This is a genomic window from Agrobacterium sp. V1, assembly GCF_030518355.1.
Lineage (GTDB): Bacteria > Pseudomonadota > Alphaproteobacteria > Rhizobiales > Rhizobiaceae > Agrobacterium > Agrobacterium cucumeris.
Genome location: NZ_JAULSF010000002.1, coordinates 732,926 through 751,168, shown reverse-complemented (window position 1 = coordinate 751,168; position 18,243 = coordinate 732,926). Strand labels below are relative to the sequence as shown.

General features: G+C 61.1%; 16 protein-coding genes. 8 read left to right on the top strand and 8 right to left on the bottom strand.

What is annotated here, in order from left to right; genetic code table 11:
- The first annotated feature begins 3 nt into the window (after positions 1-3).
- The 3 genes from QSV77_RS17525 to uxuA all read left to right on the top strand — a co-directional run bounded on the left by QSV77_RS17525 (position 4) and on the right by uxuA (position 3,754).
- The gene (locus QSV77_RS17525) at positions 4-1,410 is read left to right on the top strand and encodes a TRAP transporter large permease (protein ID WP_142842744.1); all 1,407 of its coding nucleotides are present in this window, start codon (positions 4-6) and stop codon (positions 1,408-1,410) included.
- Positions 1,411-1,482: 72 nt separating this feature from the next.
- Positions 1,483-2,529, top strand: a complete 1,047-nt coding sequence (locus QSV77_RS17520) for an L-idonate 5-dehydrogenase (RefSeq protein WP_302734456.1) — start codon at positions 1,483-1,485, stop codon at positions 2,527-2,529.
- Between the two features lie 16 nt (positions 2,530-2,545).
- Positions 2,546-3,754 carry a mannonate dehydratase gene (gene uxuA, locus QSV77_RS17515; RefSeq protein WP_302734455.1) on the top strand — a complete coding sequence of 403 codons (1,209 nt, stop codon included), beginning with the start codon at positions 2,546-2,548 and terminating at the stop codon, positions 3,752-3,754.
- Between the two features lie 6 nt (positions 3,755-3,760).
- Here uxuA and QSV77_RS17510 read toward each other — a convergent pair whose 3' ends face one another.
- Positions 3,761-4,132: an antibiotic resistance protein VanZ gene (locus tag QSV77_RS17510; RefSeq protein ID WP_246753466.1), complete on the bottom strand. Its 372-nt coding sequence runs from the start codon at positions 4,130-4,132 to the stop codon at positions 3,761-3,763.
- A 245-nt stretch (positions 4,133-4,377) separates the two neighbouring features.
- Here QSV77_RS17510 and QSV77_RS17505 point away from each other — a divergent pair, with 245 nt between their 5' ends.
- Positions 4,378-5,889, top strand: coding sequence for an aldehyde dehydrogenase (NADP(+)) (locus QSV77_RS17505; protein ID WP_302734454.1), 1,512 nt, complete (start codon positions 4,378-4,380; stop codon positions 5,887-5,889).
- Between the two features lie 289 nt (positions 5,890-6,178).
- On the top strand, positions 6,179-7,429 hold the full coding sequence (aztD, locus tag QSV77_RS17500; RefSeq protein WP_302734452.1) for a zinc metallochaperone AztD: 1,251 nt from the start codon (positions 6,179-6,181) through the stop codon (positions 7,427-7,429).
- Positions 7,430-7,498: 69 nt separating this feature from the next.
- Here the strand turns inward: aztD and QSV77_RS17495 are convergent, their stop codons facing one another.
- Genes QSV77_RS17495 through QSV77_RS17480 form a run of 4 tightly spaced genes read right to left on the bottom strand, consistent with a single transcriptional unit; the run spans position 7,499 to position 12,365 of the window.
- On the bottom strand, positions 7,499-8,497 hold the full coding sequence (locus QSV77_RS17495) for a TRAP transporter substrate-binding protein (protein WP_302734451.1): 999 nt from the start codon (positions 8,495-8,497) through the stop codon (positions 7,499-7,501).
- Between the two features lie 16 nt (positions 8,498-8,513).
- Positions 8,514-10,346: a TRAP transporter large permease subunit gene (locus QSV77_RS17490; RefSeq protein WP_302734450.1), complete on the bottom strand. Its 1,833-nt coding sequence runs from the start codon at positions 10,344-10,346 to the stop codon at positions 8,514-8,516.
- Positions 10,347-10,374: 28 nt separating this feature from the next.
- Positions 10,375-11,502 (bottom strand): LLM class flavin-dependent oxidoreductase, encoded by a 1,128-nt coding sequence (locus tag QSV77_RS17485; RefSeq protein ID WP_302734449.1) that lies wholly within the window; start codon positions 11,500-11,502, stop codon positions 10,375-10,377.
- Positions 11,499-12,365, bottom strand: coding sequence for an ABC transporter substrate-binding protein (locus QSV77_RS17480; RefSeq protein ID WP_302734448.1), 867 nt, complete (start codon positions 12,363-12,365; stop codon positions 11,499-11,501). Before QSV77_RS17480 ends, QSV77_RS17485 begins: the two co-directional genes overlap by 4 nt.
- A 211-nt stretch (positions 12,366-12,576) precedes the next feature.
- Between QSV77_RS17480 and QSV77_RS17475 the strand changes: the two genes are divergently transcribed.
- Both QSV77_RS17475 and QSV77_RS17470 read left to right on the top strand, forming a co-directional pair.
- Complete coding sequence (locus QSV77_RS17475) at positions 12,577-12,942, top strand: helix-turn-helix transcriptional regulator (protein WP_065117652.1); 366 nt, start codon at positions 12,577-12,579, stop codon at positions 12,940-12,942.
- A 1-nt stretch (position 12,943) separates the two neighbouring features.
- Positions 12,944-13,573 carry a glutathione S-transferase family protein gene (locus QSV77_RS17470; RefSeq protein ID WP_302734447.1) on the top strand — a complete coding sequence of 210 codons (630 nt, stop codon included), beginning with the start codon at positions 12,944-12,946 and terminating at the stop codon, positions 13,571-13,573.
- Here QSV77_RS17470 and QSV77_RS17465 read toward each other — a convergent pair.
- Positions 13,570-15,405, bottom strand: a complete 1,836-nt coding sequence (locus QSV77_RS17465) for an ABC transporter ATP-binding protein (protein WP_302735265.1) — start codon at positions 15,403-15,405, stop codon at positions 13,570-13,572. The two genes, QSV77_RS17470 and QSV77_RS17465, sit on opposite strands and share 4 nt — an antisense overlap.
- 212 nt (positions 15,406-15,617) lie before the next feature.
- Entirely contained in the window at positions 15,618-16,814 is a 1,197-nt protein-coding gene (locus QSV77_RS17460) for an aminotransferase class V-fold PLP-dependent enzyme (RefSeq protein WP_302734446.1), read from the bottom strand.
- An 87-nt stretch (positions 16,815-16,901) separates the two neighbouring features.
- Here QSV77_RS17460 and QSV77_RS17455 point away from each other — a divergent pair, with 87 nt between their 5' ends.
- Positions 16,902-17,738 (top strand): IclR family transcriptional regulator, encoded by an 837-nt coding sequence (locus QSV77_RS17455; protein WP_164865293.1) that lies wholly within the window; start codon positions 16,902-16,904, stop codon positions 17,736-17,738.
- Between the two features lie 6 nt (positions 17,739-17,744).
- Here QSV77_RS17455 and QSV77_RS17450 read toward each other — a convergent pair whose 3' ends face one another.
- A complete protein-coding gene (locus tag QSV77_RS17450) occupies positions 17,745-18,239 on the bottom strand; it encodes a RidA family protein (RefSeq protein ID WP_020011822.1) in 495 nt (164 codons plus the stop codon).
- Positions 18,240-18,243 lie beyond the last annotated feature (4 nt).

Here is an 18,243-nt window from a genome sequence, read left to right as displayed (position 1 = left end):
CAGATGCTGCTTCTTATCGGCTCATTTCTTCTGCTGATGGTAATCGGCCTGCCGGTCGCCATTTCCATGGCCTCGGCCTCCTTGCTCTACATTGTGTTTTACAACGTCGCGCCTGATATCATCGCGGCGCAGCGGCTGATCGCGGGTGTGGAAAGCTTCCCGCTTCTGGCCGTTCCCTTCTTCATCCTTGCCGGCAATCTCATGAACACGGCAGGGGTGACCGGACGCATCTATTCCTTCGCCGTCGCGCTGGTCGGCTGGATGAAGGGTGGTCTCGCACAGGTCAACATCATCGGCTCGGTGATCTTTTCCGGCATGTCCGGCACGGCACTTGCCGATGCCGCCGGCATCGGCACCATCGAAATCAAGGCCATGAAGGACCATGGTTATCCGGTCGAAGCGGCCGTCGGCGTTACCGCCGCCTCCGCGACGCTCGGACCGATCTTCCCGCCATCGCTGCCCTTCGTCATCTACGGCATGATGGCGAATGTCTCGATCGGCGCACTGTTCATGGCCGGTATCGTTCCGGGCGTCGTCATGACGCTTTTGATGATGATCACGGTTGCGGTCTTCGCTTATATCAAGGGCTGGGGCTCCGATACGCCGTTCAGCCTCAGAACCATCTTCGGCGCATCGATAGAAGTCTTCGTGGTGATGATGGTGCCGCTCGGCATCTATATCCTCACGGCATTCGGCCTGTCGCTCAACCTGTCGATCCTGATCGTGCTGGTCATCCTGCTCGCCTGCGACTGGTATTTCGACTTCTCCGCCGTGATGGCGCTGATGACGCCTGTCATCCTGATCGGCGGCATGACCATGGGCTGGTTCACGCCAACGGAAGCCGCCGTTGCCGCTGTTCTGTGGTCGCTGTTCCTCGGCCTTGTCCGTTACCGGACGATGACCTTCAAGACGCTGGCAAAATCAACCTTCGATACGATAGAGACGACCGCTTCGGTGCTCTTCATCGTCGCGGCAGCCTCCGTCTTCGCATGGCTGCTGACCGTCAGTCAGGCCGCACAGCTTCTGTCGGCGGCGATCCTGACGATCACCGACAGCAAGTGGATTTTCCTCGTGCTGGTCAATCTCCTGATGCTGTTCGTCGGCTGCTTCCTCGATACGATCGCGGCGATTACCATCCTCGTGCCGATCCTGTTGCCGCTGGTACTGCAATTCAACATCGACCCTGTGCATTTCGGCCTGATCATCACGCTCAACCTGATGATAGGGCTGCTGCACCCGCCGCTCGGCATGGTGCTCTTCGTGCTCTCGCGTGTGGCGAAACTCTCCGTCGAACGCACCACCATCGCCATCCTGCCGTGGCTGGTGCCGCTGTTCGTGGCGCTGCTGCTGATCACCTTCATTCCGGCAATCACCTTGTGGCTGCCGACCGAAATGGGCCTGATCCGCTGACGCAAACATCATTGCCCGCGCGGTTCGCCGCGCGGGTTCATCCATAAAACACCCATAAATGAGGGCATCGTCATGCAGACACGCGTGGCACGTCTACACGGCGTTAAGGACATCCGCGTCGAAACGCAGGAGCTTGTGGCTCCCGGCCCCGGCGAAGTGCTGCTCACCATGGCGGCAGGCGGCATCTGCGGCTCCGATCTGCATTATTATCAGGATGGCGGTTTCGGCCCGGTGCGGGTGCGCGAGCCGATCATCTGCGGTCACGAAGCATCCGGCCATATCGCGGCTTTGGGCGCTGGCGTCAGCGGGCTCGCCATCGGCCAGCTCGTCGCCGTCAATCCGTCGCAGCCCTGCGGCCAGTGCCAGTTCTGCCTGAAGGGCCAGCCGATCCATTGCCTCGAGATGCGCTTCATGGGCAGTGCCATGCGCCTGCCGCATGAACAGGGCATGTTCCGCGACCGGCTGGTGGTTCCGGCAAAACAATGCGCAACATTTTCAGACGCGACCTCGCCCGCCGAGGCCGCCTGCACCGAACCGCTCGCCGTCTGCCTGCATGCAGTTGCCCAGGCCGGCGATCTGACAGGTGCGAAGGTGCTGGTCACCGGCGCCGGTCCTATCGGCCTCCTGACCATTGCCGCTGCCCGCCATGCCGGCGCCGGCGCCATCGTCGCGACCGATCTCACCGATGCCGCGCTGGAACGCGCACCCGCCATGGGTGCCGACCGCACCATCAATGTCGCAAAGGACATCGAGGCGCTTTTGCCCTACCAGGAAAACAAGGGGTATTTCGACGTCATTTTCGATTGTTCCGCCGCAGCACCCGCGCTTCGCACCGCCTTTGCCTGCGTGCGCCCGCGCGGCACCATCGTACAGGTGGGCGTCACCGGCGACATCACCATTCCGCTCAATGCATTGGTGGGCAAGGAAATCCTCTGGCGCGGCTCGCAGCGTTTCCATGATGAATTCGCCATCGCCGCCGGGCTTATCTCCACGCGCGGGATCGATGTGCGGCCGATCATTTCCCACAGCTTCCCGCTCGGCGAGGCGAAAGCGGCCTTTGAACAGGCCGGAGACCGCTTCGCCGCCTGCAAGGTGCAACTGACATTTTCAGCAGACTGATATTTGAGGATTTAAGATGAGACATACATGGCGCTGGTTCGGCCCGGTCGACAAGGTCACGGTTCAGGATGCGGCTCAGGCGGGTGCGGAAGGCATCGTCAGCGCGTTGCACCACATCGCCACCGGTGACGTCTGGCCGATGGACGAAATCACCAAACGGCATGAGGCGATCAAGGCCGGCGGGCTTTATTGGGACGTGGTTGAAAGCGTGCCCGTCTCCGAAGATATCAAGACCCAGACCGGCGACTGGAAAAATCACATCGCCAACTGGCAGGAAACCCTGCGCCGCCTCTCCGCCTCCGGCATCCGCACCGTCTGCTATAATTTCATGCCGGTGCTGGACTGGACCCGCACCGATCTACGCTGGGAAACCAGACACGGCGCAAAGGCGATGCGCTTCGATCTTCCCGATTTCGCCGCCTTCGACATTCATATTCTGAAACGCCCGGACGCCGGGGCCGACTATCCGGACTGGCTGCTGGAGGAAGCGGCAAAACGCTTCGCCGACATGCCGGATACAAAAATCACCGCGCTCGGGCGCAATATCGGCGCTGGCCTGCCCGGCTCGGCAGATGGTTATACGCTCGCCCAGCTGCTCGAAAAACTGCGCTCCTATCACGGCGTCAACCGTGAAAGGCTGCAGCAGAACCTGATCGATTTTCTCTCCGAGGTGACACCGGTTGCCGAGGAAGTGGGCATCAACATCTGCGCCCATGGTGATGATCCGCCTTGGCCGCTGCTCGGCCTGCCGCGTATTCTCTCAACGGAGGCGGACTATGCCCACATGCTCTCAAAGGTCGACAGCCGCGCCAATGGCGTGACGCTGTGCACCGGCTCGCTTGGCGCTCGGGCGGATAACGACCTGCCCTTCATCGCCAACCGTTTTGCCGATCGCATCCATTTCGTGCATCTGCGCAACGTGACGCGTGACACAGATACCGTGCCCTGCTCCTTCTTCGAGGATGAACATCTGGAAGGCGGCACCGACATGGTCGCCGTCATCGCCGCACTTCTGTCGGAGGAAACCCGCCGTCGCGCCGAAGGCCGTGAAGACCACACCATTCCGATGCGGCCCGATCACGGGCAGGAAATCCTCGACGACCTGACGCGCGGCGCACAGCCCGGTTATCCCGCCATCGGCCGGCTGAAAGGGCTGGCGGAGTTGCGCGGCATCGAACGCACCCTGTCGCATGGCCGTTTCGGGCTGGCGAGCAGGCAAGGCTGAGCGAGACTATTGACCGCGGGCTTCCCGTCTGCCGGCGGTCAGTCGCCCCCTGAATAGCAGACAGGTAATGGTAAAAAGCCCGCCGGCTATGGCGCCGGCGGCTTTCACCGCGGCGTCCATCAAATGCGGATGCCGTGTGGGCGACAGAAACTGCAGCGCCTCGATACCAAAAGCCGCAGTGACGCCCGCAACGATGACGGCGAGCCAGTGGCGCGGATAGGCAAACACGAAAGCCGCCGAGCAGAAAGCGAAGGCGGCGGCACGGTCTATCCCCACCGTCGTCAGCGTGTGAGGCCGAAAGCCGATCGGGCAGATTGTAACGATCACGATCAGCAGAAAAACCGACCAGGCGATGTATTTCGGAAGTCTATTTGTCATCATGACGTCATATAAAACGCCGTGCGCGTAAACGGAAGCGGGTGTTTTTCACGTCTCGCCCAATTAATCACACTTTTTGGTCAAATAGTTGAGAAACCGCCTTTCGCTCAGGCCCCGCACGGGCTAAGGCAGAAGGCAACCGGGCGAGGATCGCGGCTGATGGCGTTTGTGCTGTCGCCTTTCGGTCCATGTCACGGTGTCGGGTGGATTTTCCACGCAGGATCAGATTTTCAGGGAAGAGCACAATGAGTTTCAAGCCGCACGGCAAACATCTGGTTGCAGGAGAATGGGTCGCAACGGAAGCAAAATTCCGCAGCGAGCCTGCACATGGCGAGGCTTTCGATTTTTCGGTCGGCACGGTCGATCTGGTGAACAAGGCTGCAGAAGCTGCTGAAGAAGCCTTCTGGAGCTACGGCTACACCACCCGCGAAGAGCGCGCCGCATTCCTCGACACCATCGCCGATGAGATCGAAGCCCGCGCCGACGCCATAACCGAAATCGGCTCGTCCGAGACCGGCCTGCCCGCAGGACGCCTGCAGGGCGAACGTGGCCGCACCGTTGGCCAGCTCCGCCTTTTCGCCTCGCATATCCGCAAAGGTGACTATCTCGACCGCCGCCACGACGAAGCGCTGCCGGATCGCCAGCCGCTGCCGCGCCCGGATATCCGCCTGATGCAGCGCCCGATCGGCCCCGTCGCCGTCTTCGGCGCGTCGAACTTCCCGCTCGCCTTCTCCACGGCCGGTGGTGACACCGCTGCTGCTCTGGCCGCCGGCTGCCCCGTCGTCGTCAAGGGCCATTCCGCCCATCCCGGCACCGGTGAAATCGTTGCGGAAGCAGTTCTCGCCGCCGTCAAGAAGCACAATCTGCATCCAGGCGTCTTCTCGCTGATCCAGGGCGGCCGCCGCGATGTCGGTTCCGCGCTCGTGCAGCATCCGCGCATCAAGGCGGTCGGTTTCACCGGTTCGCTCGCTGGCGGCCGCGCGCTGTTCGATCTCTGCGCCCAGCGTCCCGAGCCGATCCCCTTCTTCGGCGAACTCGGTTCCGTGAACCCGATGTTCCTGCTGCCGGAAGCGGTTTCCGCTCGCGGCGAGGCCATCGCCAAGGGCTGGGCCGGTTCGCTGACCATGGGTGCGGGCCAGTTCTGCACCAACCCCGGCATCGCCGTCGTTCTCGCCTCGCAGGCCGATGCGGTTGCCGAAACCGCGCGTGCCGCACTTTCCGAAGTCGGCCCGCAGGTCATGCTGACGGACGGCATTGCCGCTGCCTATCGTGACGGCCGCGACCGCATCGCCGCCGGCAATGGCGTGCGCGACGTGCTGACCACCACCTGCGATCTGCGCAATGCAACGCCCTACCTGTTCCGCGTTTCGGGCAAGGACTGGGTTGCCAACCACGCGCTTGCCGAAGAAGTCTTCGGACCGCTCGGCCTGATCGTGACGGTTGATAGCGCGGAAGAAATGCTGGAAGTCGCAAAGAGCTTCGAAGGCCAGCTGACCGCAACGCTGCATCTGGATGCCGGCGACGCCGAGCTTGGCCGCAAGCTGCTGCCGATCCTTGAGCGCAAGGCCGGCCGCGTTCTCGCCAACGGTTTCCCGACCGGCGTGGAAGTCTCCGAAGCCATGGTTCACGGCGGTCCTTATCCGGCATCGACGAACTTCGGCGCAACCTCTGTTGGTACCATGTCGATCCGCCGCTTCATGCGTCCGGTTTCCTACCAGAACATCCCTTCGGATGTTCTGCCGCAGGATATCCGCTAAAACTGACGGAGGCAGGCGCAGCGATGCGCCTGCCTTTTTTATCCGGCTTTACAGCCCTTCGGGAAATACGGCCTGACGCTGAAGCGTCACCTGCCTCCTCCCGCCTCCCCTTTTCTCGCCTCACTGTCTCCATCCAGATTTTTCCGTACCAAGACGTCGGCATCGGTTGACATCGCCCCCGCACGTAATGCTAATACGCAATCTCGTAACGTAATAACATTACAATCATCCTTCAGAACCGATACCGGTTCTTATCCGCACGGGGATGATAACGTCTGGAAGGAACACCATGAGATTTTCCCTTCAACAGCACCTTGGCATGAGCGCGCTTGCCACGTGCATTGCCCTCACCCTGCCGCTCGCCTCTGGCGTGGCGCAGGCGGAAGAAAGCGGCGACACCGTCAAGGAATGGCGTCTCTTCATTGCCGATCACACCCAGCCTGTGGTGCGCGCAATCAATTTCGAAACCGGCAAGGAACTCGGACGCTACGACCTGAAGGGCTATGCGGCGCTGACCGCCAGCGCATCAGGCAAGACTGTTTTCGCCACACAGTCGGATTCGGATATCGTGCATGTGATCAAGACCGGCATCGTCTTTTCCGACCACGGTGAACACCGCGATCTGGATGTGGAAGATGCAGCACTGCTGCCCGTTACCTTCGAAGGCAAACGCCCGTTCCACGTCGTGCCACATGATGACCATGCGATCCTCTTCTACGACCGTGGTGGCAAGGCTGAGATCATCGATGAGGCCACCCTGCTGGATGGCAAGGCAAAGGTCCGCACTGTCGATACGACCGCCCCGCATCACGGCGTGGCAGTGACGATGGGCCGTTACGTTCTGGTATCCGTACCCAATACGCAGATCGAAACCAAACCCGACACGCTGCCGCCCCGCATCGGGCTGCGCGTTCTTGACAGGGAAGGCAAGCAGGTTGGTGAACAGGCAACATGCACCGATCTGCATGGCGAGGCGACATCCGCACGGCTTGCGGCCTTTGGCTGCAAGGAAGGCATTCTCGTTGCCCGGCCGGGCGGCACGGATGGCCCGAAGCTCGAAATGCTGGCCTATCCGGAAGATTTCCCGAAAGCCTATACCGGCACGCTGCTCGGCGGCAAATCCATGCAGTTTTTCCTTGGAAACTACGGTGAGGACAAGGTCGTCCTGATCGATCCTGACAGCAAGGACGCCTTCCGCCTTGTCGAACTGCCGACCCGGCGCGTCGACTTCATCCTCGACCCCGCCAATCCGCGCAATGCCTATATCCTGACGGAAGATGGCGACCTGCATGTGCTTGACGTGCTGGAAGGCGCCATCACCCGCAAGGCGAAGGTCACCGAACCCTACAGCAAGGATGGCCATTGGCGCGATCCGCGTCCGCGTCTCGCCGTTGCCGACGGGCAGGTGGCAATTTCCGATCCGCGCCATTCGCTGGTGCGCGTGGTGGATGCGGAAAGCCTGAAGGAAACCCGCACGCTTGCGGTGGAAGGCCAGCCCTACTCCATCGTTGCCGTTGGCGGCTCCGGCGCTTCGCACTGATACCGAACAGAAGAAACCCCGTGCGCCCGAAGGACGCACGGGGTTTCCTGATTTTGATGGGCCGTATTATCAGGCCGACTGCACAGCCTGTATCTTCTCGATGCCGCCAACAATGCCGGAGAAATCCTGCCAGACGCCCTGCGCGCCCTTGCGCCATTCGTCCAGCGCTTCCGGCTGCAGCACCTTGCCGCCCTTGGAGAGCGCAAGCTCGACGGACTTTACTTCGTCCTCGACGATCAGCTGGTTGAAATATTGCGCGCCTTCGCTCGATGCTTCCAGGAGAACCTTCTTCTCTTCGTCATCCAGCTGGTTCCAGAAGGTCGCACCGTAATAGACGACGCCTGAAGCCCAGATGTGGCCGGTTTCCGTCAGATAGGGCACGACCTCGTAAAGCTTGAAGCCGGCATAAGCGGACTTGGTGAGATCCATGGCATCAGCCACGCCGGTTGCCAGCGCATTATAGGTCTCGGTGATCGGAATCCCTACCGGGGTGGTGCCGAAGGCGCTCCACAGCTTGGTGTGCAGCGGGCTCTGGATGACGCGGATCTTCTTGCCTTCCAGCTGCTCCGGCCGGGTTACCGGCTCCTTGGTCAGAAGATGGCGTGCGCCGTAATTGATGAAATCGGCAGCGATGAATTGCTGGGCGGCGAGCTTCGTCTTCAGATCAGTGCCAGTCTCGCCCGTCACCACCTTGCGCACATGGTCGGCATCGCGAAACAGGAAAGGCAGATCGAGGATCTGCAGTTCCGGCACCCAGCCGGAGAGCGAGGAGACTGTCGAAAGGCTCGCCTGAACCGATCCCAGCCGGATATTTTCCGCCACTTCCTTTTCACCCCCCAGCGCACCGCTCTTGACGATGTTGAAACGGAAACGGCCGGGCAGCTTTGCCTCCACCAGCTCGCTGATCTTCACCCAGATTTTCGTCTCCGGCTTGTCATCGGCAAACAGCGAGGCAACGGTGATGCTGCGGGTTCTGGCATTTGCCGTACGCACGAAGGCGGGCGCAGCGAGCGTTGCGGCGCCGATGGCGGAGAGTTTGAGGAGATTGCGACGATCGATAATAGTCATGATTGAAACCCCAAATTTAGAAGAAAATGGCCCAGGCGCACAGAATGGCGAGGGAAACGAGAAGCGAGACGAGATAGGGAACGACGGCCCGGAAAAGTGCTGTCGCCGGAATTCGGGTGACGCCGCTGACCACGAAGATCAGCATGCCGAGCGGCGGTGTCAGGCCATGGATCATCAGATTGACCACGAGAATGACGCCGAAATGGATGGGATCAATACCGGCTGCCACGGCTGCGGGCAGCAGGATCGGCCCGAACAGCAGGATGGCAGCACCAATATCCAGCACCAGACCAACCACGAGCAGGATGAGGTTGGAGAGCAGGAGCACCGCAATCTTGCTGCCGCCCAGAAGCGTCACAAAATCGGTGACGAGGCCGGAGACATTGTCCACCGCCAACAGGAAGGCGAAAGGCCCCGCCGTGCCGATCAGAAGACCGATGGCCGCCGCTTCACCCGCCGACTGGCGGAAGGTCGCGAAAATGCGGCCCGCGCCCAGCCGGTAACCGAAACCGAGAAACAGCGTATAAAGGGCGGCAAGGGCCGCAGCTTCCGTAGTGGTGACGACGCCGATGCGGATGCCGACCACCACGATGACGCCAAGCCCGAAGGCAGGTATCGCAGCCACGGCCGAACGCCAGCGTTCGCTGCCTGTCGCCCGCGGCAGGGTATCGACGCTGCGCACGCTGAGATGGATTGCCACCGCAAGGCAGATTGCCATAAGCCCACCCGCGAAGAAGCCGCCAACCAGCAACGAGCCCACCGACAGGTTGGTGGCCGTCGCAAGGATGAGAAAGGCGATGGAAGGCGGAATGACATTGTCCAGCACCGAGGTAGCGGCAATGATCGCGCCCGCCTGCGCCGGCGGATAGCCGTGCTTCACCAGTTCCGGCTGGAAGGTGGAGGCGCCGAAGGCGGCATTGGCGACCGAGGAGCCGGATGCGCCGGAAAACAGCACGCTGGTCAGAAGCGTCGTCTGCGCCAGCCCTGCCCGCCGGTGGCCGACCATGGAGGCGGCAAAACGAACCAGCTGGTTGGCGACGCCCGATTCCGTCAGCAGGCTTCCGGCCAGCAGGAAGAAGGGAATGGCCAGCAGCAGGAATTTCGACATGCCCGTCACCGTCGAAGACACGATGGCTGGCTCCGGCAAGGTGCTGCCGAAGGCGATCGCCACATAGGCGGCGGCAAGGAAGGCATGGGCAAGCGGCGCGGCCAGAACCAGCCCTACCGCCGCCGTGAGTGCCAGAAACAGGCTCGGCGGCAGGCTCGTATCGATAAACAGTTCCGGCAGGCCGACATAAGAAACGACCGCGATGGCGACGGAGAGCAGAACGGCAAGCGCCTTGCCTTCGCCGACCCGTTGAAGCGCCAGATAGACAAAGATCAGCGCGCCGCCTGCACCGAGAAAACCGAAGCGCACCCATTCCGGCAGACCAAGCGTTGGCGATGTGCCACCCAGCATGGCCGCAATTTCCGCCCCGCCGAAGGCGAGGATGAGGGCTGCGACGAAGGAAAAGGCATCGGCCAGAACTTCGGTTGCAGCATGAAAGCGTTCCGGCAGGAAGCGCACGAATACATCCAGCCGCATGGCCAGAGCGCTCTTGAGGCTGAGCGGCGCGCCGACCGCGATCATTGCCACATTGAGCCAGATGCCCAGATCTTCCGCGCCGATGAAACCGGTATGGAACAGATATCGCAGAGCGACATTGACCAGCACCACCACAAGAAGCGTCGCAAGGATGGCTGCGGCAACCGCACCCAGCGCCTTGTCCAGAACGGCAAGCGCCCGTTCGGCCACGCGTTGTGGACCGAAGCGCCGTTGCGCGATTGTTGTTGCCGGACTTGCCGTCATGTTGTTCTTCTCCACTCCCGCACCATGCTCAGGAGGCCTTGGCCGAGAGGTCGCGGTCGAACAGGGTCGACCAGGTGAATTGTTTTGCCGCTGACACTTCCCGCGATACGTCGAGACGAGGCAGGACCTTTTCGCCGAAGCGGAAGGCTTCCTCCAGCAATGGCATGCCGGACAGGATAAAGGTGTTCACGCCCGCCTTCTTATAGGCCTCCAGCGTGCGGATAACAGTATCCGGCGAACCGACAATCGCGGTTCCCGGGCCCGGACGGACAAGCCCGATGCCGGCCCAGAGATTGGGAGCGATTTCCAGATCGAGCAGGTTTTCCGGCTTCTGCCCGCCATGCATCGCCGTCATGCGCTGCTGGCCGACGGAATCGGACTTGCCGACAAAACGCTGGTTGGCGGCAATCGCGCGCTCATCCATTCGCCCGTAAAGGTCGGCCGCCGCGGCCCAGGCCTCTTCATCGGTATCACGCACGATGACATAGAGCCGAATGCCATATTCCAGTTCGCGGCCAAGCTGTTCTGCCCGCGCCTTGACGAGGTCGACCTTCGCGCCGATCTGATCGGGCGTTTCACCCCAGGAGAGGTAGGTCTCGACATGTTTGGCGGCAACATCGATGGCCTTGTCCGAAGAACCGCCGAACCACAAGGGCGGCGGCTCGATGCCCTGCCCCACCGGCAGCGCGAGTTTAGCACCCTCGGTCTGGAAATGCCGCCCCTTGAAATCCACCGTCTCGCCAGCGAAAAGCCGGTGCCAGATCTGCAGATATTCATCCGCCATGTCGTAACGCTCATCATGCGGCATGGTCATGCCGTAAGCGCCGAGCATTTTCGCATCGCCAGAGACGACATTGATCAGCAGGCGGCCACGCGAAAACTCCTGAAGCGTCGCCGCCATCTTGGCAAGCAGCGTCGGCGCAATCAGGCCCGGATGGATGGCGACCAGCAGTTTCAGCCGCTCGGTATGGGAGAGCAGTGCGCCCGCCAGAACCCAGACATCATGCGCGCCGGTGGCAAACAGCGCGCCGGTGTAACCCAGCTGATCGTAAGCCAGCGCCAGCTGTTTGTAATAACCGAGATCAACCTTGCGGGAGCCTTCCGGCTGCCAGGGATAGGCGCCGTCGGGTGCGCACATGTACCAGAAAACATTCATCTGTCGCCTCCGACGCTGGCTGATTGCGGGGCCGGGCTTTGCCCAGTCTGAACCGGTAAAGAAGAATGGCCGTGCCTGTAAAGCGTATCGGCCTCCTCCTGCTGTTCGGCAAGGATATTTTCAGTGGCGGGCACCACGGAAAGATCGCGTGAGCGCAGCACCTTCGCCCACGATGCCGCATCACCCTCACTGCCCGGTTCGGCGGCAAGCAGCGCCGCAGCCCTGTCGATATCCGCCATGACGGCGCGGCCGACGCGGTCCAGTTCGGCCGCAATCGCCTGTCGTGTCTCCTGCGCTATATTGTGACGCGCCAGCGTCCAGAACAGCGAGCGGTTGGGAATGGTAGAACCACAACGGACCAGAAGGCTGATCTCCTCATGGGTCAGAGCCTTTTCCAGCCGTGGCGACATCGTTACCCAGGCATCGACACGGCCTTCCACGAGATCGAGCAGGCTGTCGCTGTCACCGCTTTCAATCCGCGTCACGTCCGAAAGACCAAGACCCGCCCCTTCCAGGCTGCGGGCCAGAAGATAGGTGTGAAACGATCCGTCGATCAGCGATATGCGCTTTCCCGAGAGATCAGCGGCAGAACGGATCGGGCTGTCGCGCCGCACGAGGATCGCGCCATTGGCGGGCCTCGGCGCGGAAGCGGCGATATAGACCGCCGAAAGCCCGCGCGCATCCGCTTCAATGGGCGGTGTCGAGCCGGTGCCACCGAAATGGATGCCACCCTTTTCCAGCAGAGCCGCCGTGTCGCGTCCTTCGCGATAGGTCACGAATTCCGGATTAAATTGCTCGAAAGCGCCGGGCCAGAGCCGGGCGAGCCGTAAATGCAGATTGTTGGGATGGACCCCGATTTTCATGTCGACACCTCATTTCACAATCAATCTACTTTTTTATAGAGTGTTTTCGAGGAACGTTTTGGCGATCCTCAGCCGGAAAGCGAAAGAGAAATCTACTAATCCTGTAGATTTTAAAAATTCTGCAGCCGACTAAAAACGACCTGCATCAAGCCATTGAAATTTATCGGCATACAATTTACTTTTTTATAGTCTGAAACAGGGACCAGTAGTTGTGACGAAACCGGTTTCCAATCTCATCTGCCGCAGCGTGGTGGAAGCGAGCGAGCTTTTGAAGCTTGTCGCCAACGCCAACCGTCTGGCCATCGTCTGTTACCTCATGGAAACGGAAGCGTCTGTTTCCGCACTGGAATACGAACTTGGTATCCAGCAGCCAACGCTTTCGCAGCAGCTCGCCGAATTGCGCGACGCCGGTATCATTGAAGGCACACGGGAAGGCAAGGCGGTGATCTATCGTGTCACCGACCCGCGCATTATCCAGCTGGTTCTGACCCTGCGCGGTCTTTACAAGGACCTTTCCGATGTGACGGGCAAGAAAGGCCGTCGTGCCTTGCCGCTGGATGAGGCGATGTTCGACTGACATGATCGACCTTTACACCTGGATCACGCCGAACGGCCTCAAAATCTCGGTTGCGCTGGAAGAACTCGGCCTGCCCTATCGCAGCCACGCCATCGACATCGAAAAAGGCGAGCAGTTCGCGGCCGATTATATCCGCATCAATCCCGGCTCGAAAATTCCGGCAATCATCGACAATGACAACGGCACCGTCCTGACGGAATCAAACGCGATCCTCCTCTATCTCGCCGAAAAGGCCGGCCGGCTTCTGCCCGCCTCTGGCGCCGAGCGACTGACAGTCACCGAATGGCTGATGTGGCAGGCCGCCAATTTCGGCCCGACACTCGGTTATGCCCATTATTTCCTGACCTATCATGCCGGAGAGGCCCCCTTTGCCGAAATGCGTTTTGCCGCGGATGTGGAGCGCCTCTACCGGACATTGAACGACCGTTTAACGGGGCGGGAATATGTGGCGGGAGATTTTTCCATGGCCGATATCGCCATCTGGCCATGGGTCTCGCGTTTCGCGCGCCACAAAGTCAATCTCGATGATTTTCCGGCGGTACAGCGGTGGTATCGCCAGCTTGGACAGCGGGAAAGTTTTAAGCGCGGTTATCGCGTACCCTTCGCAACGTCGGACGTACCAGGACTTTAACAGGCGACGAGATGGCCGGGCGAGACTTCGCGATACTCACGCGGCTTCACGACATAATCGACCGCTCGGATCGGGCTTTTCAGCTCGTCATTCGCCGCACCGCGCCTTGTGTTGCGGCGGTCCGGGTCCGGCACCGGCACGGCGGCCATCAGCTTGCGGGTATAGTCGTGCTGCGGATTGTCGAAGACAGCGGCACGCGGGCCGATTTCGACGATCTCGCCGAGATACATCACCGCCACCCGGTGGCTGACGCGTTCCACCACTGCCATGTCATGGGATATGAACAGGAAGGCGAGATCGAGGCTTTGCTGCAGATCCAGCATCAGGTTGATGACCTGCGCCTTGATCGAGACATCCAGCGCCGAGACGCTTTCATCGGCGACGATGACCTTCGGCTGCAGCGCCAGCGCGCGGGCAATGCAGATGCGCTGGCGCTGGCCGCCAGAAAACTCGTGCGGGTAACGCGCCGCCATATCCGGCGAAAGGCCGACCTTTTCCAGCATGTCGGCCACCACCTCCTTCGCCTCGCGGGCGCTGCCCATGCGGTGCTCCAGAAACGGTTCGGCAATTGCCGCACCCACCGTCATGCGCGGGTTGAGCGAGGCGAAGGGGTCCTGAAAGATCATCTGAACCGTCTTGCGCATTTCGCGCATGCCCATCTTGTCGAGGGCGAGAATATTCTCGCCATTCACCACCACCGAACCGGCATCCGGCTCGATCAGCCGCATGATGGCACGACCGGTAGTCGACTTGCCGCAGCCGCTCTCGCCCACCAGCGATAGTGTCTCCCCAGCCCTCAGATCGAAGGACACGTTTTCCACCGCGTGGACGCGGCCGCTGAGGCGTCCCAGCAGGCCGGAGTGGATGTCGAAACGCTTGGTCAGCCCCTCCACCTTCAGCACCGGCTGGGCGCTGGCGTCAACGGTATCGGCCGGACGCGCCGGCTCCTGCGTTTCCCCCGTGGTGGTGTTGACGATGGGAAACCGGAGCGGTCTTTCCTCACCCGTCATCGACCCGAGAACCGGAACGGCGGACAAAAGCGCGCGCGTATAGGGATGTTTGCCGCGGTGGAAGATATCCGCCGTCGCGCCGACTTCCACCTGTTCGCCGCGATACATGACGACGGTACGGTCGGCGATCTCAGCCACCACGCCCATGTCATGGGTGATGAACAGGACGGAGGTGCCTTCCTCTTCCTGAAGCGTCTTGATGAGGTCGAGAATTTGACCCTGAATGGTCACATCGAGCGCCGTCGTCGGCTCGTCGGCGATCAGGAGCTTCGGCCGGGACGCGAGCGCCATGGCGATCATCACGCGCTGGCGCATGCCGCCGGAAAAGCGGTGCGGATATTCATCGAAACGCGAGGCGGCGGAGGGTATGCGGACCTTTTCCAGCAGGCGGATCGTCTCGGCCCGCGCATCGGCTTTCGACATCGGCTGATGGCACAGCAGAGCCTCGGAAATCTGGTCGCCGATGGTGAAGAGCGGATTGAGGCTGGTCATTGGCTCCTGAAAGATCATCGCCACCTCATTGCCCCGCACCCGCCGCATGGCGTCTTCGGAAAGCGAGAGCAGGTTGCGACCTCCGAGCAGGATTTCACCCTGCACCCTGCTGCTTTCGCGGTCCAGCAGCCGCATGATGGAAAGCGATGTGACGCTTTTGCCCGAACCGCTTTCGCCAACGATCGCAACCGTCTCGCCCGGCCCGACATCAAAGGAAATATCACGCACCACGGGTTTCCAGCCGCCATCCACGTGAAAGGACGTGGTGAGATTGCGGACGGAAAGCACGGCATCTTCTGCACCGAGCGGTGCTGCCTGCGGCATGGTCATGATCATTCCCTTCTTTTCTTCTCGTTTGAATTCAGGCACGGCGTGGCGGCTTGTTTCTTCTCCCCGCCGGGGAGAAGGTGGCCCGAAGGGTCGGATGAGGGGGCAACGTCAGCGATTGACAGCACCCTTGCCCCCTCATCCCGCTGCCGCGACCTTCTCCCCGGCGGGGAGAAGAAGCTCGCGGCACCCGTTCGTTCCATATGCAGTCGTTATTAGTCCGGCCAGCGCAGCATGCCGTCGAAGCGGTGGCGGCTGCGGTCTTCGAACGGTGTGGCGATCACCTCGTTGGAGGCGCGTGCCTTATCCAGCTCTTCCGCCAGACGGGAAGCCACGATGGCTTCCTGGCCGGGATGCAGGTTGCAGGGGTCGAGATAGAAATAACGGTGTTCCACCTCGTGATCGCGGGTAATGATCGGCGGATTGCCTCTGGCCAGCGCCGTCGTCAGGTCCCATGCCGTGATATGGGCTTCTTCGGCATCGATGATGACGCGCAGCCGGTCGAGCGGATTGTTGGTTGGATCGGGCTCGATCAGCGCCGTCACGCCGGGGCGCCCGTCCAGCGTCTTTTTCCAGAGATTGAGATAGCCGGTTTCGCGCTCGCGAATGCCGTCATGGTCACGCTTTTCCCAGGCTTCCAGCGCCGCCATGACGCCGTAAATGCTTTCCTTGCCGACCTTCATGCCGCGGCCGATGCCCATATTCTGAAGGAAGGCATTGCGCACCAGTTCCTTACTTCCGGCGACGATGCCGGAGGTGGGACCGCCAAGGAACTTGTGGCCGGAATAGAGGACAACATCCGCGCCTGTCGCCAGAAACAGCTTCAGATCATATTCTGACGCCGCATCGACGATAACAGGAACGCCCTTGGCGTGGGCAATCTCGACGAATTCGGAGAGACGCAGCAGACCGTAATCGACCACATGGTGCGAGACGACATAGACCGCCGCCGCCGTCTTTTCGGTAATGGCGTTTTCCATGTGGAAACGATGGGTTGATGTCGCCTGCCCGATCAGCACCACCTTGCCGCCGCCGAGGCGGATTGCCTGATCCACCGGCGCGCCATAGCTCACCACATGCCCCATCTGCACCAGAACTTCGTTCTTCTCAGGCGCGACATCGGGCAGCTTTTCGATGGCCAGCAGATTATTGCCGGTAATGGCGCCCGCCACCGCAAGGCTGATGCCGGAGGAGCAGGACGCCGTGACGAAACCGGCCTCGCCGCCCGTCAGCCGTGCAATGATCGCGCTTGCCTTGCGTTGCAGATCATTGATCTCGACGAATTGCGGCAGGATGGCCGCCATGGCCTGAACGGCCTCGGGAACGACAATCGACGCGCCGAGCGAGGTCATGGTGCCCGAGACGTTGATGACCGGGCGAAGGCCGATCCTGCTTCTGATATCCTCGGTCATGTCTTTCTCCTGTCTTTGCGATGCGATAGGCATCGACATATATACCATAATAATGTAATAGCTTCTCAAAACCATGAGGAGCCAAAATTGGACGCCCATAGACTGGACGAAATGCCTTCAACCGCCGTGTCTCCCACGGAGGAAAACCCGGACGCGAAGACGGCCAAGCGCTCGCGCGTCAGCGGCATCGACCGTGCGCTTCAGGTTATTGATTACCTTTACGAAACCGGATCGCCAGCCGGCGCTTACGCGATTGCCAAGGCCATCAAGGCACCGCTTTCCACCGTCTATGTGATCATCGACGATCTCGTCGAAAAGAACATGCTGGCGCGCAATGCCGATGGCAATATCTGGCTTGGCGCGCGGCTTTACCATTATGGCCTTGCTTATGCCCGCTCGCTGGATTTCATGGGTGTCGCCACCCACGAAATGCACGATCTGTGCCGCCATGCGGGCGAGACCGTGCAGCTTTGCGGCCGCGATGGCGACCATATGCTTGTTCTGGCCATGGCCGATGGTCCAAGCCATTTTCAGGTCGCGTCGCGCGTCGGCACCCGTGTTCCCCTGAACTGGACGGCCTCCGGCCGCCTGCTCGTCGGCCATCTGCCGGAGGCGGAGCGTGTCGAACTGTTCAAGCGCTGCGCCCGCACCTCGCCCACTGGCCGCGCGGAAATCAACCCGGAGACCCTGTCGCAATCGGCAGGTGCCGCTTTCCATGACCGCCTGTCGATACAGGTCGCCGAATCCGATTACGCCGTCGCCTGCATTGCCTCGCCGATCTGCGACAACAGGGGCGAATGCGTTGCGACGATTTCCATCGTGCTGCCGGAACAGAAGGTGCTGGCGGACGAAAGCCATTACACCGAACAGGTCAGGGTTTCGGCAGAACGGATCGAAAAGCTGATGGGCTGGCGCAACCATTAAACGGCCTCACCCCTTGAGCGCAACGATTGCTTCGATCTCAACGGTGATGTTGCCCGGCAGTGAGCCGAAACCAACGGCGGAGCGGGCATGTTGTCCCGCATCGCCGAACACATCGATAAAGAGATCGGAGCAGCCATTGATGACGCTCGGGTGATCGCGGAAATCGCTGACGGCATTGACCATGCCGAGCAGCTTGACCACTTTTTTCACCCGCGACAGATCACCCAGCGCCTCATGCATGACGGCAAGCAGATTGATGCCGGTGAGACGCGCATGGTTATAGGCCTCTTCCAGCCCGATTTCCGCGCCCACCTTGCCGGCATAGAGATGGCCGTTTTCTTCCCGCGGCCCCTGGCCCGAGAGATAAAGCATGTTGCCTTCCACCACATGGGTGACGAAATTGGCAATTGGCGGCGGCGGCGGCGGCAGGGAGATGCCGAGCGCAGCGAGCCGGTCATAGGGCGAAAGGTGCCCTTCTGCATCAAGCGAAGACTGTTTCACGCGA

Bases quoted from the DNA above. Each gene is read 5' to 3' on its own strand.
- QSV77_RS17460 (WP_302734446.1), bottom strand. From the start codon at position 16,814: ATGACCGAGGATATCAGAAGCAGGATCGGCCTTCGCCCGGTCATCAAC.
- uxuA (WP_302734455.1), top strand. From the start codon at position 2,546: ATGAGACATACATGGCGCTGGTTCGGCCCGGTCGACAAGGTCACGGTT.
- QSV77_RS17485 (WP_302734449.1), bottom strand. From the start codon at position 11,502: ATGAATGTTTTCTGGTACATGTGCGCACCCGACGGCGCCTATCCCTGG.
- QSV77_RS17525 (WP_142842744.1), top strand. From the start codon at position 4: ATGCTGCTTCTTATCGGCTCATTTCTTCTGCTGATGGTAATCGGCCTG.
- QSV77_RS17520 (WP_302734456.1), top strand. From the start codon at position 1,483: ATGCAGACACGCGTGGCACGTCTACACGGCGTTAAGGACATCCGCGTC.
- QSV77_RS17465 (WP_302735265.1), bottom strand. From the start codon at position 15,405: ATGACCATGCCGCAGGCAGCACCGCTCGGTGCAGAAGATGCCGTGCTT.
- QSV77_RS17490 (WP_302734450.1), bottom strand. From the start codon at position 10,346: ATGACGGCAAGTCCGGCAACAACAATCGCGCAACGGCGCTTCGGTCCA.
- QSV77_RS17480 (WP_302734448.1), bottom strand. From the start codon at position 12,365: ATGAAAATCGGGGTCCATCCCAACAATCTGCATTTACGGCTCGCCCGG.
- QSV77_RS17495 (WP_302734451.1), bottom strand. From the start codon at position 8,497: ATGACTATTATCGATCGTCGCAATCTCCTCAAACTCTCCGCCATCGGC.
- aztD (WP_302734452.1), top strand. From the start codon at position 6,179: ATGAGATTTTCCCTTCAACAGCACCTTGGCATGAGCGCGCTTGCCACG.
- QSV77_RS17505 (WP_302734454.1), top strand. From the start codon at position 4,378: ATGAGTTTCAAGCCGCACGGCAAACATCTGGTTGCAGGAGAATGGGTC.
- QSV77_RS17510 (WP_246753466.1), bottom strand. From the start codon at position 4,132: ATGACAAATAGACTTCCGAAATACATCGCCTGGTCGGTTTTTCTGCTG.
- QSV77_RS17470 (WP_302734447.1), top strand. From the start codon at position 12,944: ATGATCGACCTTTACACCTGGATCACGCCGAACGGCCTCAAAATCTCG.